The organism is Mycobacterium sp., from assembly GCF_965229265.1.
GTDB lineage: Bacteria > Actinomycetota > Actinomycetes > Mycobacteriales > Mycobacteriaceae > Mycobacterium.
The window spans coordinates 498,573-512,644 of sequence record NZ_CBDDIY010000012.1; the positions used below are offsets into that span (position 1 = coordinate 498,573).

Annotated in this window: 15 protein-coding genes; 1 reads left to right on the forward strand and 14 read right to left on the reverse strand. The window is 66.2% G+C overall.

Annotated features, from left to right (window positions below):
• Window positions 1-123: 123 nt before the first annotated feature.
• Entirely contained in the window at window positions 124-1,506 is a 1,383-nt protein-coding gene (locus ADBZ9K_RS20075; RefSeq protein ID WP_526623540.1) for an amino acid permease, read from the forward strand.
• A gap of 141 nt (window positions 1,507-1,647) precedes the next feature.
• Here ADBZ9K_RS20075 and ADBZ9K_RS20080 read toward each other — a convergent pair whose 3' ends face one another.
• The 14 genes from ADBZ9K_RS20080 to ADBZ9K_RS20145 form a co-directional block, all read right to left on the reverse strand.
• A complete protein-coding gene (locus tag ADBZ9K_RS20080) occupies window positions 1,648-3,096 on the reverse strand; it encodes an aldehyde dehydrogenase (protein ID WP_526623541.1) in 1,449 nt (482 codons plus the stop codon).
• Entirely contained in the window at window positions 3,093-3,296 is a 204-nt protein-coding gene (thmT, locus tag ADBZ9K_RS20085; protein WP_526623543.1) for a 2-hydroxymuconate tautomerase, read from the reverse strand. Before thmT ends, ADBZ9K_RS20080 begins: the two co-directional genes overlap by 4 nt.
• Entirely contained in the window at window positions 3,296-4,081 is a 786-nt protein-coding gene (locus tag ADBZ9K_RS20090; protein WP_526623545.1) for a 2-keto-4-pentenoate hydratase, read from the reverse strand. The genes thmT and ADBZ9K_RS20090 overlap by 1 nt, the downstream gene beginning before the upstream one ends.
• Window positions 4,078-4,842 carry a 2-keto-4-pentenoate hydratase gene (locus tag ADBZ9K_RS20095; protein ID WP_526624264.1) on the reverse strand — a complete coding sequence of 255 codons (765 nt, stop codon included), beginning with the start codon at window positions 4,840-4,842 and terminating at the stop codon, window positions 4,078-4,080. Before ADBZ9K_RS20095 ends, ADBZ9K_RS20090 begins: the two co-directional genes overlap by 4 nt.
• 141 nt (window positions 4,843-4,983) lie before the next feature.
• On the reverse strand, window positions 4,984-5,883 hold the full coding sequence (locus ADBZ9K_RS20100) for a PEP/pyruvate-binding domain-containing protein (protein WP_526623546.1): 900 nt from the start codon (window positions 5,881-5,883) through the stop codon (window positions 4,984-4,986).
• Entirely contained in the window at window positions 5,880-7,604 is a 1,725-nt protein-coding gene (locus ADBZ9K_RS20105) for a PEP-utilizing enzyme (RefSeq protein ID WP_526623548.1), read from the reverse strand. Before ADBZ9K_RS20105 ends, ADBZ9K_RS20100 begins: the two co-directional genes overlap by 4 nt.
• Before the next feature lie 18 nt (window positions 7,605-7,622).
• On the reverse strand, window positions 7,623-8,423 hold the full coding sequence (locus tag ADBZ9K_RS20110; protein WP_526623549.1) for an IclR family transcriptional regulator: 801 nt from the start codon (window positions 8,421-8,423) through the stop codon (window positions 7,623-7,625).
• A 52-nt stretch (window positions 8,424-8,475) separates the two neighbouring features.
• Window positions 8,476-9,342 (reverse strand): alpha/beta fold hydrolase, encoded by an 867-nt coding sequence (locus tag ADBZ9K_RS20115; RefSeq protein WP_526623551.1) that lies wholly within the window; start codon window positions 9,340-9,342, stop codon window positions 8,476-8,478.
• Window positions 9,339-10,400, reverse strand: a complete 1,062-nt coding sequence (locus ADBZ9K_RS20120) for an NADH:ubiquinone reductase (Na(+)-transporting) subunit F (protein ID WP_526623552.1) — start codon at window positions 10,398-10,400, stop codon at window positions 9,339-9,341. Before ADBZ9K_RS20120 ends, ADBZ9K_RS20115 begins: the two co-directional genes overlap by 4 nt.
• 63 nt (window positions 10,401-10,463) lie before the next feature.
• Window positions 10,464-10,907, reverse strand: a complete 444-nt coding sequence (locus ADBZ9K_RS20125; RefSeq protein ID WP_526623553.1) for a heme-binding protein — start codon at window positions 10,905-10,907, stop codon at window positions 10,464-10,466.
• Between the two features lie 3 nt (window positions 10,908-10,910).
• On the reverse strand, window positions 10,911-11,825 hold the full coding sequence (locus tag ADBZ9K_RS20130; RefSeq protein ID WP_526623554.1) for a catechol 2,3-dioxygenase: 915 nt from the start codon (window positions 11,823-11,825) through the stop codon (window positions 10,911-10,913).
• Complete coding sequence (locus tag ADBZ9K_RS20135) at window positions 11,822-12,187, reverse strand: 2Fe-2S iron-sulfur cluster-binding protein (RefSeq protein WP_526623556.1); 366 nt, start codon at window positions 12,185-12,187, stop codon at window positions 11,822-11,824. The genes ADBZ9K_RS20130 and ADBZ9K_RS20135 overlap by 4 nt, the downstream gene beginning before the upstream one ends.
• Before the next feature lies 1 nt (window position 12,188).
• On the reverse strand, window positions 12,189-12,512 hold the full coding sequence (locus tag ADBZ9K_RS20140; RefSeq protein ID WP_526623558.1) for a phenol hydroxylase subunit P4: 324 nt from the start codon (window positions 12,510-12,512) through the stop codon (window positions 12,189-12,191).
• 1 nt (window position 12,513) lies between these two features.
• Complete coding sequence (locus ADBZ9K_RS20145) at window positions 12,514-14,034, reverse strand: YHS domain-containing protein (RefSeq protein ID WP_526623560.1); 1,521 nt, start codon at window positions 14,032-14,034, stop codon at window positions 12,514-12,516.
• Window positions 14,035-14,072: the final 38 nt, after the last annotated feature.

Genomic DNA, 14,072 nt, shown 5'->3' on the forward strand with positions numbered 1-14,072 from the left:
CAGCCGATTTCATCAGCAATCGCTGGTCCCGCTGGACAGCTCACCTGGGTCCGTCCGTCGCTCGGCGGGCGAGCCGATCAGTTAGGCCCCATAATCAGCTTCCATCCGATCGAGGAGGAGCACATGACGGCCCCGTCAATCGGCCTGATCCAGCAGATGCTGCGCCGACGGCCCGTCATCGGCGCGCCCGTGGCCTACGGCGCCTCCGATCACCTGAAACGCAGTATCGGCACGTTCCAACTCACGCTGTTCGGTGTCGGTGCCACCGTCGGCACCGGCATCTTCTTCGTGCTGTCCGAGGCGGTTCCAGAAGCCGGTCCCGGGGTTATTGCCTCATTTGTGATCGCCGGAATCGCTGCCGGACTTGCCGCCGTCTGCTATGCCGAACTCGCCTCAGCCGTACCGGTTTCCGGGTCCACGTACTCCTACGCCTACACCACTCTCGGCGAGCTGGTCGCGATGGTTGTGGCGGCCTGCCTGCTGCTCGAATACGGGGTGTCCACCGCCGCGGTTGCGGTGGGCTGGAGTCAGTACGTCAACAAGCTACTCGACAATTTCTTCGGCCATCATCTGCCCCAGGCACTTTCGGCTGCGCCGTGGGGTGACGCTTCCCCGGGAATCATCAACCTTCCCGCTATCGTCTTGGTCGGGTTGTGCGCCGTCCTGCTCATCCGCGGAGCCAGCGAGTCGGCGAAGGTCAACACCATCATGGTGCTGATAAAGCTGGGCGTTCTGGTGATGTTCGCCGTCATCGCCTTAACAGCCTTCGACGCCGATCGGTTCACTGAGTTCGCACCGCTCGGTGTCGCCGGAATCGGCACGGCGGCCGGTACGATCTTCTTCTCCTATATCGGCCTTGATGCGGTGTCCACCGCCGGTGACGAAGTCAAGAATCCGCAGAAGGCCATGCCCCGGGCGATCATGGCGGCGCTGGTGACCGTCACAACGGTCTACGTGGTGGTCACTGTGGCCGCACTCGGCGCGCAGCCCTGGCAGGATTTCGAGGGCCAGGAAGCCGGCCTGGCCAACATCCTCGACACGGTCACCTCAGGCCACTACTGGGGCACGGTCTTGGCGGCCGGCGCAGTGATCTCCATCTTCTCGGTCACGCTTGTGGTCCTCTACGGCCAGACCCGAATCCTGTTCGCCATGGGCCGGGACGGTCTCCTGCCTCCACTGTTCGCCAAGGTTCACCCACGCAGCAGAACGCCGGTGAACAACACCATCATCGTCGCGGTGGTGATCAGTATTCTCGCCGGCTTCGTCCCGCTGAACTATCTTGCCGACATGGTGTCCATCGGCACCCTGGTCGCGTTCATCGTCGTATCCGTCGGCGTCATCATCCTACGGAGGCGGGAACCCGATCTACCGCGTGGATTCAAGGTGCCCCTCTACCCCGTGACACCCGTCTTGTCGGTCCTGGCGTGTGGGTACATTCTGTTCAGCCTGCACTGGTACACCTGGTTGGCGTTCTCCGCATGGGTCGTGGTGGTGCTGGCGTTCTAATTCGCCTGGGGCCGCCATCACAGCGCGTTGAACCACGGGGGCGAGGGCGTGATCTCTTCTGCCCCAGCCGATGCCGACGACGGTGAGGTTGTCGCGCCGCGGGATCACTGACGACGGTGAGCGTGGGGCGCTAGGGCAACGCTAGTCGGCCTGGGTGTCGATCTGCATGACGACCGCCTTGGGCTCGGTGAAGAACTCGCGACTGAAGTTGCCGCCCTCCCGCCCAATGCCCGAGTCGCCCACCCCACCGAACGGTGCCCGCAGGTCGCGGATGAAAAAGCAGTTCACCCAGACAGTTCCGGCAGTCAGCCGGGCCGCGACCCGATGGGCGCGGTTGAGGTTCTCGGTGAAAATCATTGCATTCAGGCCGTAGCGAGTGTTGTTCGCGCGCTCAACAGCCTCGCGTTCGGTGTCGAACGGCAACACCGCGACCACCGGGCCGAAGATCTCCTCGCATACCAGCCGGGAGGTGTCGGTGAGGTCGGTGACCACCGTCGGTTTGACCACCCAGCCATCGCCGCGGCCACCGGTGCGGATCTTGCCGCCCTCGCTCTCCACCAGGTCGAGGTAGCGGCACACCTTGGTGTAATGCTCCTCGGAGGCAAGGGGACCGAATTCGGTGCCGTCGTCGGAGGGATCGCCGATCACCATCTTCTCGGCGGCCTCGACGTAACGGTCGAGGAACTCGTCATAGATGTCGCGGTGCACGAACAGCCGACTGCCGGCCAGGCAGACCTGCCCGGCATTACGGAAGATCGCCTGGACCGACCACGACACCGCGTTGTCGATGTCGGCATCGGAGAACACGATGTTGGCACCCTTGCCGCCGAGTTCCAGGCTGATCGGAATCAGATTGGTGGCAGCGGCTTTGGCGATGATGCGACCCGTCCCGGACTCGCCGGTGAACGTGATGCGGTTGACGTCGGCGTTCTCGGTCAGCGCCTGCCCGGCCGAATCCGGGCCGAATCCGTGCACCACGTTGAGCACACCGGGCGGCAGCCCGGCCTCCAGCGCCAGGCGGGCCATGATCGTCGCCGACGCCGGCGTGTCCTCGGCCGGCTTGAGCACCACGGTGTTGCCCCACGCCAGCGCGGGCGCGATCTTCCAGGTCTCCAGCATCAGCGGGAAGTTCCAGGGCGCGATCGCCGATACCACGCCCGCCGGCTCGAACCGGGTGTAGCTGTGGTGGCCCGAATCCATCGGCAGCGTCTCTCCGGTGGACAGCCGGGCATGATCGGCGAAGAACCGGAAGTTCATCGCCGAGCGCGCCACATCGTGGCGGGCCTGGGTAATGGGCTTGCCCATGTCACGCGAGTCGGCGGAGGCCAGTTCGTCGGTGTGTACCTCGAGCAGATCGGCAAGCCGATTCAACAGCCGACCCCGCTCAGCGAAACCCATACGCGGCCAGGGGCCTTCGTCGAAGGCGCGGCGCGCGGCCGCCACCGCGGCGTCGGCCTGCGGCTTGCCGCCCAGCGCGATCCGGGCCCACGGCTGACGGGTCCAGGGGTTGATCGTGTCGAACTGCTCACCGGCGTCCGGCGACGACTCGACCCCGTCGATCACGTGGCCGAAGAACGGCAGATCCGTCATGGCTTCTCCTGATTCGCCCGCTCCTGCAACGTCACATCGCCGGCAGCCCAATGGGTCTTGGGAACCTCGTAGAGCACGACGCGGATGTTCTGCGGTGGTGCGTCGACCGCCTCGGCCACCGCGTCGGTGATCTTGCTGATCAATGTCCGCAACTGCTCGGGGCTTCGGCCCTGCGCCAGGGTCACCTGCACGAGCGGCATCACTGTCCTCCGGAGATGAAGATCGAACCCAACGTGGTGAAGTGAAACGCCGTGCGGCTGCCGGGCCCTGCGGGCAAGGCGTCCGTCATGCCACCGGTAAGCACGATCTGTCCGGCCTCGATGGCCTTACCACGGCGGCCGAGGTCGTTGGCCGCCAAGGCAAGTGCTTCGGCCGGGTGGTTCTGCACCGCAGCACCGGTCGCCGAGTCGACGACCTTGCCGTCCACCTCGACAAGCACCGCTTCCAGCGCCAGGTCGATGTCATACGGGCTGCGCGCCACCGGTCCCAGAATGAACGCCCCGGACGAGGCGTTGTCGGCGATGACGTCGGTGAGGGTGAACCGGAAGTCACGGTAGCGCGAATCGATGACCTCGGCGCCGGCGTAGACCGCCTCGACAGCGGTCAGCGCCTGTGCGGCGGTCACGCCCGGGCCGGCGAGACGGCGTTTCATCACGAACACGATTTCCGGCTCGACCCGTGGGTGGATCAGGGCGCCCTGCGGAACCGGCTCTCCCGCAGGCAGAATCATCGCGTCGGTGAGCCAGGCCACCAGGGGCGACGCGACCTTCATGCGGCGTTGCTTGGCCCGGCTGGTCAGTCCGAGCTTTACCCCGACGAGCTGCTCGCCGCGCGCCTCACGCCGACGCAGAGTCTCATCCTGAACGGCGTAGGCCGTGCTCACGTCGAGTTCCGGCCACTCGTCGGTGATCGGCTCCCGGTCGAGCCTGCCGTCCTCGGCTGCCAACAGTTCGGTGGCCGCCCGGTCGACTGACCATGCCGTCATGACTGCTCCTCATTCGCGGCGATGACGGCGGTGACCGATCCGAGTCCCGCCATGGTCGCGGTGATGACGTCGCCCGGCCCGAATGGGATCGAGGCGGTGATCGACCCGGGCAGGATCACCTGGCCCGCGTGCAGACCCTCGCCGTGCCGGCCAAGGGTGTTGGCGAGCCAGGCCAACGAGTTCAGCGGCGAGCCAAGCACGGCCCCACCGGCTCCGGTGCCCGCGATCTCACCGTTGCGGTGCAACACGCAACCGCCCAGCCGCAGGTCCACCTCTCCGATCCGACGCGCGGTGCTGCCCAGCACCACACCCCCGCTGGAGGCATTGTCGGCGATCGTGTCGACAATCCCGATCTGCCAGTCGGCGATGCGTGAGTCGATGATCTCCAATGCGGGCAGGACGAAGTCCACCGCGGCCGCCGCCGCGGCAACGGTGACTCCGGGTCCCTGCAGGTCGCGGCCCAGCACGAAGGCGACCTCAGGTTCGGCTCGCGGCTGCAGGAACCGATCGGCGGGAACCGGGGCGTGCTCGGCGAAGAACATGTCGTCCATCAGGTGGCCGAAGTCGGGTTGGCTGACCTGCATTTGGGCCTGCATGGCGGGGCTGGTCAAGCCGACCTTGCGGCCCAACACCCGGCGTCCGTCGGCCAACCACTCCCCGACCTGCGCCAGTTGGATTCGGTAGGCGTCTTCGATGGTCAACTCGGGGTACGCCGTCACCAACGGAGCGATCGGTCGGCGGGTTCGATACGCCGCCAGCAGGGAGAGGACCGATTCATCAACGGCGTCGGCCGTGCTGGGGACGAGCCCGGTTCCGGGATGCTGCACCCCAGGGACTCTAGAGAGCTCAACCGGTCGGACGCCCGGGCGTTCCGAGTGGCGGAACACCCACCGCGTGACGACTCAAGCGGACCGAAATGCGTAGCGGGCCGCGTATTCGGCGGGATCCCACAGCGGTGCATCGGCCGCGGGCAGCGCTGTCACCGAGCGCCATTGCACGATCCATACCGTGCCGGCGTCGTCGATCACCCATTCACAATCAACCGGTTGACCCGCCAAATCAGCGACGGCCCGGACCCGTTCACTGAGCTGGGCCACCTCGTCGACGGTCAGGGCCGGCGTGCGGGCTTGCCCGGCGGGCAGCTGGACATGCTCCATCCGCCCGGTCTTGCCGTACACCAGGGCAATCCTCTTGTCACCGGTCTCGTTGCGAAGCACCCGCCCATCGTCGGCCACCTCCACGCGGTCCGGGGTGACCACTCCCTGGACCACCGGCTCACCGAAGCCCCAACTGGCTTCGATGATCAGTCGGTCACCACGGCCGGTGACCGGGTCGACGGTGAAGGCGACACCGGAGGACCGGGCCGGGACCATCAACATCACGCCGACAGCCATCGACGCGGCGGCAGCGCCGGCCCCGAGACGCTCCCGATAGGCAAGGGCACGTTCGCTGTGCAGGCCCGCCCAGCACGCCCGCACCGCGTCGATGACCCGGTCTGCGCCGAGCACGCCGAGGTAGCTGTCGTAGATCCCGGCGAAGCTGGCTTTGGACCCGTCCTCGTCGACCGCCGAACTGCGCACCACCACCGGTTTGTCGGTGCCACCGCACAGCCGACGGTATGCCTGTGCGATCTCGGCGGCCAGCGGCTCGTCCGGGACATCGACTCCGCGTCGGTAGGCCGCGGGTGTCACCACGAAACCGGCCGGGACAGCGATGCCGTGCCGGATGAGGTCACCCAGCCGGGCCATCTTGGGGCCGGCGTTGTCGAGGTCTGCCTGCGCCAGGTCGACCACAGTGCTCATTGCACCCCCTTGAGGATTGTGACGGTGCCGGAGACGCCGTCGACGTGCACGTCATCACCGTCTCGGATGCTGGATGTCGCCACCCCGCAGGCGGTCACGGTGGGCACGCCGTACTCGCGGCCGACGATCGCAGCGTGTGACAGCGTCCCTCCGCTGTCGCACACGCAGCCCGCGATCCAGCTGAACGCGGGAGTCCAACTCGCCGAGGTTGATTCGCAAACGAGAATGTCTCCGGCCGAGATCTTGTCCAGGTCGCCCGCCTCCCGGATCACCCGGGCGCGGCCGCGCGCGGTGCCGCGCGCGGCGGGTATTCCGTGCAGGGTGGTGACCCGCACGCCGGCCGCCTCGGCCCGGACCGCCTCCATATACCCGCGGTCGAGACCGTAGATCTCGATCAACAGCGGGTCATCGATCGCTTCCGGGATGGCGCCGAGCATCTTGGGCATGTCGCCACGGCGATCGTGCCAGTGATCGAAGTACTGGCGGCGGGCGTCGACCGTCTTGTTCATTCCGTAATAGCCACGTTGACGTTCGGCGATGTCGAGCAGTTCCGGCCAGAACAGGAACATGGTGTCGTCGTAGCGGTCGGTACCGAGCCGCTCTGCCAGTTCCAGCGCCACCCAGCGCACCGGGAGCGAGGCCCGCAAGTCGATGTAGTAGTTGTGATCATCCTGCCACCACGGAAAGTTGGCGTGCTGCACCGAGATCAGGCCCGCATCGAAGACCTGCTGTTCACGCCGGGTCAGCCGGCCGCGGGCTTCGTCGATGGCGGTCTCACGCTCTTCGACCGCGGCGTCGTGGGCGGCGTCGAAGTCATGCGGATGATCCTGACGAAGAAACTCCGCGACGGTACTCAATACCGGCGTCGGGTCCTCGATCCAGCTGGGCAACGCCACGTCGGCGGTGCCGGCGGTGCGAAATCCGTACGTCTCGAGGAAGCCGGCGAGCCGGCTCAACCAGACCCGCCCGGCATCGTCGGCGCCGAGGGCGGCGGGCAACGACTCGGCGGCGGTGGTGGCGAACATCATCTCCAGTCCGCCGGAGCGGGCGTCGACGGCCAGTTGCCATAGTGCGCGGTCGGTTTCGCTGATCTTCGTTTCGTAGCCCTGCAGGAACTTCGCCACCGTGGCGGCGTCGAAGCCCAGCTCCCGGCACACCCCGCGGAAGCCGAGGTAGTTCGACAGCAGCGGGTACATCATCTCGAAGTGGATCTCGAAAAGCCGCCGGTAGTAGGTGCGGGCCTCGACCAGCATCATCGCCAGCTCGTCGTCGGAGAGCGCCGAGACATCTCTCGAACGCAGTGATTGCCAACCGATTTCAATCTCGGAGCGACGTTGCCGCCAGATCAGGTCGAACCGGTCCAGAAAACTCGGAAGGTAGGCCCGCATCCGTTTGTCCCTGGCCGCGATCTCGCGCTTGTTGCGGACGGGGACCACCGCGGCATAGGTGTGCGTGCCCGCGATCCGCTGCGTCATCCCGCGGCCCTGCGGAAGCGGCATCTGTTCGGCGGCCCACTGGGTGCCCCACGAATAGCCGTCCTCGTTCCAGATCATGCCGAGCGGGGTAAGTCCACGGGCCCAGTGGAAGTCGAGGAACCAGAACCGATCCTTATCGGCAGCGGTGAAGCTGCGAAACGGCTCAACGATGTAGGGCGAGTGGCCGAAAGACGGCGCGAATCCCGGATACCACTCGTCGGTGATGAAGTCCTCGATGCTCAGCATGGCGGCGTCGACTCGCGCCTACGTCCCCCAGGGCACGATTTTGCCCAAGCGACGCGCGGCTTCGACGACGAGCCGGGTGAACTGCTGCTCGCAGCGGTCCATGACTTCGGTACGACCGACGATCGACAGCGCGGCGCGCGCCCGGCCGGTTCCGTCGTAGATCGGTGCTGCCACCGACATGGCCCCGGTTGCCACCTCGTCGCGGTTGACCGCGACACCGGCCCGGCGGATCTTCGCCAGCGTGGCGTCCCACTCCTCGACGCTGCGCACGGAGTTTGCGGTGATCGGTGGGAATGCCGCGCGACGACGAGCCTCAGCAACCGCGGGGTCGAAGGCCGCCAGCACCTTGCCCGTCGCCGAACAGTGCGTCGGGAAGCGGCGCGCCGGCAACGTATCGAAGATGTCCAGGCCTTCGCGGGACTGCAACCGCTCCAGGTGCACCACGTCGCAGCCGTCAGCAACGCCGAGGTGGATGGTGTGCCCGGTGCGCTGCCGCAGATCCTCCATGATCGGCAGGGCGGCCTGCCGCAGTCGGCTGCGGCTGACCGACAACTGGCCGAGCTCGTAGAGATGCAGACCCAACCGGTAGCGGCCGGAATCGGGATTCTGTTCGACGAATCCGCGGCCGGCCAGGGTGGACAGCATCCGGTGGGCACTGCTCTTGGCCACTCCGAGGCTGCGCGCGACCTCGGAGACCCCGAGTTCATCGTCGGCCAGGAAGCAGTCCAGCACGTCGAGGGTGTTGGCCACCGACTTCAGCGCGTCGTCGCGATGCCGCGGAACTGGCGGTCCCGACCGCGCCGTGTCGGCAACACTCATACAAGCTCCCGTCGCGGTTCTAGCGTGAAAAGCCTGCAAAGTATGACCCACGTCACTCTCCTCCGCCAAGGGCCGAAATGCCCCAATCCGAATCGCGGCTCAGAAACTCCCCCAGCAAGGCGGCGAACGACGCCGAGCGCTCGATCTGGGTCCAGTGTCCGCACCTGCCGAACAGGTGCAGCTCGGAATCGTCGATGAGCTGGTGCAGCCGCAGCGAGGTCGCCGGTGGAATGACCCTGTCGTCGCGGCCGTGCACGATCAGCGTCGGGTGGGGCAACGCGGCGATCTGCTCATCGGGGGTGGTGAGCGCATCGACCCAGCGTTGCCGCGGCGCGGGAAACATGGCCGCGAACGACTCCTGGAAGCCGGGCCGCACACTGGCCTCGTACCGCACCTGGGCCAGCTCGTCGGTGACCAGCTCGCGGGAGTACGCGAAGTGGTCCAGCATCCGGCGCATCGCATCCAGGGACGGTTGATAACCCCAGACCGCGTCGAGCGCATCGGTGATCTCGAAGGGAACGCCGACGCTGCCCATGAGCACCAGGCGGTTGACCCGGCCTGGATGGTTCGCGGCGAACCGCAGGGCGACCGCTCCACCGAAGCTGTTGCCCACCAACGACACCCGGCCCAGCCCCAACGCGTCCAGGAACCCGAGCAGCTGGTCCACCCAGGTTTGCAGGTCATAGGTGATCCCGGCCGGGCGCTGGGTGAATCCGAAGCCGGCCATGTCCGGCGCATAGCAGTGGAAGCGGCCCGACAGCGGCGGAATGGTCAGCCGCCAGTTGGCGTACGCGGTGACGCCCGGCCCGGAGCCGTGGATCAGCACCACCGGTTCGCCGGCGCCAGCCTCCAGGTAATTCGTGGAGATGCCGTTCGCGACAACCGATTTCCCGACCTCGGGGGTGATCAGCGCGGTCACGAGGTCCTCAGCAGGGGACTCCGCACGCCACCGCCGGACTTGTCGGAACTGTCGAAGAAGTCCTCGCGGTAGATGTCGCGGGGGAACAACCGCTTGCTCATCAGCATCTTCAGCGCCGCCTCCACCATCGGTGGCGGCCCGCACAGGTAGGCGACATGGCCGGCGCAGGTCTCGAAGTCGGCGTCGACGGCCGCGGTCACGTTGCCGTGCCGGATCCCGTCGACCGCCTCCTCGGACAGGACCGGGCGGTAACTGAGCTGACCGCCCGATCGCGCCTCGAGATCGGTGAAGTAGTCGACGTCGTACAGGTCGGCCCCGGTGCGCGCCCCGTGGTAGAGATACAACCGCTGTGGCGCACCGGTTTCCAGCACATGGCGGACCATCGCTTTCAACGGGGCCAGGCCGGTACCACCACCGATCAGGATGGCCGGCTCGGCGCGCTGCTCACGCAGGAAGAACCGCCCGTACGGGCCGGAGAGCGCAATCCGGTCGCCCTCGGCCAGCCCGGCGAACACCCAACCATCGGTGGCCAGACCACCTGCGGTACGACGGATGTTCAGCTCGATCACGTCGGTGCTTGCCGGTGGGGTGGCCACCGACCAGCTGCGGGTCACCCCGTGTCCGGGAATCTGGACCTGCACGTACTGACCCGGATTGAGGTCGATGCCGCCGTCGAGCGCGAGTTCCACCCGGCGGATGTTGTTCGCACAGTCCTCGATCCGGGTCACCGTCGCGGCGAAGTCGCGCACCGGATGGAAAACCACGCCGTCCTCCTCCTCGACGTCCGCCTCGATGGTGACGTCGCTCTTCGGCCGGGCGGTGCAGATCAGGGCCTTACCCTCGGCCCGTTCGGAGTCGAGCAGGGCGAACGCCGAAGCCTCACCGAGGTCCACCTCACCGTCGAGGACTTCGACCTTGCAGGTGGCGCACGTGCCGTGGGTGCAGGCGTGCGGCAGGTTGACGCCCTGGCGCAGGCACGCCTCGAGGATGGACTGGTCCTCGCGGCAGGACACCTCGACGCCGAGCGGTTCAACGGTGATCGTGTGGCTGTGGGTCACATCACGATCGTGCGACCACCGAGGCCCGGGTCATACAACCGTTCCGCTATACGGACCGGCGGGCTATCTGCCCAGGTCAACGGCGTGCGCCCCGGCCTGCGCGATGGCGCGGTCCTGCTCGGCGCTGCCGCCACTGACCCCGACGGCACCCACCAGTGCACCGCCGGACCGGACCGGCACACCGCCGGCGAAGACGATCAGACGCTCGGTCTTGACGATCCCGTGCAGCAGCGCTGGTTCGTCCTTGATCAGGTCGAACCAGTCGTGGGTGGCCAGTCCGTCGAAGGCGGCCACGGTGTAGGCCTTGTCCTGCGCGATCGACACCGACAGCAAGGCCGCGCCGTCCATCCGGGCGAACGCCAGCAGCTGCCCGGCGCGATCGGTGACCGCCACACACACGGCCACCCCGAACTCGCCGGCCACCGCCAGGCTCGCATTGAGCACCCGCTGCGCGCCGGTGAGGGTCAGCGTCGATACACCGGCGACGTCGGGCCCGGTTCCCGTCACGGGTTAAGTGACCACCGAGGTGAAGCGCTCGTTGAGCTCCCGGCCGATGTAGAAGATCCCCTTGGCCAGTTGCTCATTGGTCCAGGTGATGGTCGGGAAGTCCGGGAACGTCTGGTAGCCGCCGGCGAAGACCTCGTTGCGGTTGCCCGACGGGTCGAAGAAGTAGATCGTCTGGCCCCGGGTGATGCCGTGCCGGGTCGGCCCGATGTCCACCGACACGTCATCCATCGCGAAAAGATCGCCGGCCTTGAGGATCTCGCTCCAGTCGCCCAACTGGAACGCGAAGTGGTGCAGCTTGCCGTTGGGACCGCTGATCAGCGCGATGTCGTGCGGGGTGTTGCTACAGAACAACCAGGAGCCCATCAGCTCACCGGAGTCGGACTGGTCGGTGACCCACCGCTCGGCGGGCCGGAAGTCCAGGACTTCTTTGAAGAAGCGTTCCGAGGTATCCATGTCCTCGCAACAGATCAGCGCGTGGTCGACCCGCGGCACCCCGACACCGATCAGGTCGCGCGGCCAGGCCTCCGGATTGAGGACCCCGGTGGCCGTCCCGGTCTGCTCGGCCTCGTGGTAGAGCTCCAGGACGTGGTCCGAGGGCAGCACGATCCGCAATCCGTCACTGATGGCCAGGTTTTCACCTTTGCTCATCCGCTCCGTGATGGCGCCGAATGCCTGGGCGCGCTTCTCGTAGGTCTCGATGTCCTCCGGGCGCTCGACCTTGTAGCCGAGCTTCACCAGGCCGACACCGCCCTCCTCGAGGACGACCGAATGGTGGTCGTACTCGTCCCACGCCTTCAGGAAGACCTTGCCCGGCTGTTCGGCAACCTTCTGCAGGCCGAGGGTGTGGCAGTAGTGACTCAACGCATCGTCCATGTCGGTGACCCGGGTGTGGACGTAGCCCAAACGCATGACGCTCATTCGACTGTGGTTCCTTTCGATTGGAGACCGGCAGCGGACCTGATGCCGCTGGCCAGCCGGAAGATTCCGGCACGGCGGAGCTGGTCATCGTCGCCGAGCCGGATCACGACGTCGGTGACGGGAACTGCCCGACACGTCAGGCACACGCCGTCGGTGCGATCAGACTCCGGCAGAACGGATTCGGCGACGGTCTTCGGGTAGGTCACTTGACCGGAGACCAGGTGCACCTTGCACACCCCGCAGCCTCCCCGCCGGCAACCGAACTTGTAGGAGTAACCGCGCCGGCAGAGCGCGCCGAGAATGGCTTCGCCCGGCTGAGATTCGACTTCGGCGTCATAGCCCTCGACCGACACCGATGGCATGTCAACCGACCTGGAACGACAGGGTGTGCTTGTGACCGATTCCGAGTTCGGTCAGGGACGCGTCGTCGCGGACCCGCAGCGGGTCGTCGTCGATGAACCAGTCCCGCTCGGATCCCGGCTCGAAGTCGGGATCCGATGCGGCCCAAGGCTCGACAACGGAGCTGACGAAGTCACCGAAGAGCATCGCCTTGGGAACCCGGAACGTTGCGGCCGAGGCCAGGTACCGGTTGTCGCGCCACCAGACGTGGACGAGCTGGTCGTCGCCGTAGAGTTCGACCCGCGACCGGGACGGGAACTTGTACTCCCCGATGGCCCGCACACTCATCTCAGCCACCCACTTTCGCTGTCTCGACACCGGACCCGTTGTGCCAGCCGACCCAGTTGCGGTGGTCGATCGAGCCGAGGTATTCGCCGCCGTCACCCTCCTCGATGCCGTACCAGTCGAGGACCTCGGGGACGCTGGGTCCCCCACAGTTGCCCTGGAAGATCTGGTGCACCGGCAGCCAAGCCTGCACATACTTCTCCGGCTCGCGCTCGAAGATCCACTGGCAGCCGTCGGAACAGAAGTTGTAGTTCTCGCCCTCGAACTCGGTGTTGCGCTGGCAGAGCTTGTTCGGGTCGCCGGGCTCAGTCAGGAACATCGGCAGCTGGCACACCTGGCACAGCTGGGGCAGGCCCTGGAAGAAGGTCCGGCCGCCGTTCTCGGCGATGCGGGCCGCCTTCTCCCACTTGGGCCGGTAGATGGTGTCGAACGTGCCGGGGTACTGCTCGGCGAACCAGTCCATCTCCTCGGGCTCGGGAATGGTGGTGGTGAACGCCGCCGCGAAGGAGAACTGGTAGAGCGTCCAGTACACCTGGTGGCTGTAGATGTCCTTCTCGGCGACCGCATGCTCGACGTGGCGCGGCGGCTTGATGCCGTAGTAGGCCAGATCGGGGAAAAGACCGTTCAGCATCTGCTTTTCGAAGTACAGCTCGAAGGCCTCCTTCCAGCTGATCACCTTCTTGGGCAGCATGTAATCCATCATTCCGGCGATGAGCGAGGTGAGCCGGTATCCGCGCCAGAACCACTTGTCGATCCAGGCCTGCACGATCGGCACGTTGGCCTCATCCTGCTCGAGCAGGAATTTGATGGCCTCCAAGCCGAAGGTCATGTGCCGGCTCTCGTCGCTCTGTGCCGAAAAGCCGAATGTCATCGTCGACAGATCGCCGTTGAAGCTCGCGCCGCTCATGAACGGAACGAACAGCAGGTTGGTCAGCAGGTACTCGAACGAGAATCCGATGGCGATCAGGAACTCGAACGGTCCGGCGGTGACGGCGTCTTCGAAGAACGATTTGGGCACCGACAGGTACCAGACCCGGTCGAACTGCTCGAAGGCGTTGTGCAGCCCGCTGTAGTACTTGTTGTAATTCGACAGGGTGTGGATCTGGGTCTGGGCGTGCCGCATCTCGTCCAGCGACTGACACAACGCCGCGAAGCGTGGCCCCGCGCCGTTGAGTTCCCTTCCCAGATAAGCGAAGTGCCGGTGCGCGGTGTACTCCAGCGAGGTTACGCCCTGCAGGAACAGCTTCATCGCGTTGAGGTAGCGGGCATCGGTCAGGCTCAGATGCCCCTGCGACTGCGCGAACCCGTCGAGCACGGCATAGAGTCGCTTGTCCTTCTCAGCCTGGTATTTGAAGTACGAGTCGACGGTGAGGCGGAACGGATCCTCCCACTTCGACCAGTCGTGGACCTTGATGCCCTCAAAAGTGGTGTGCGGGAACATGTCGTCCTCGCTCACATAGGTGGGGTCCCAGGACAGATCGCGGGTCAGCGCCGAGTAGCGCGCCTTCATTGACATCTTCGCCATGGCTAATTCCCTCGAGATTCGGTGAATGGAATGGTCAT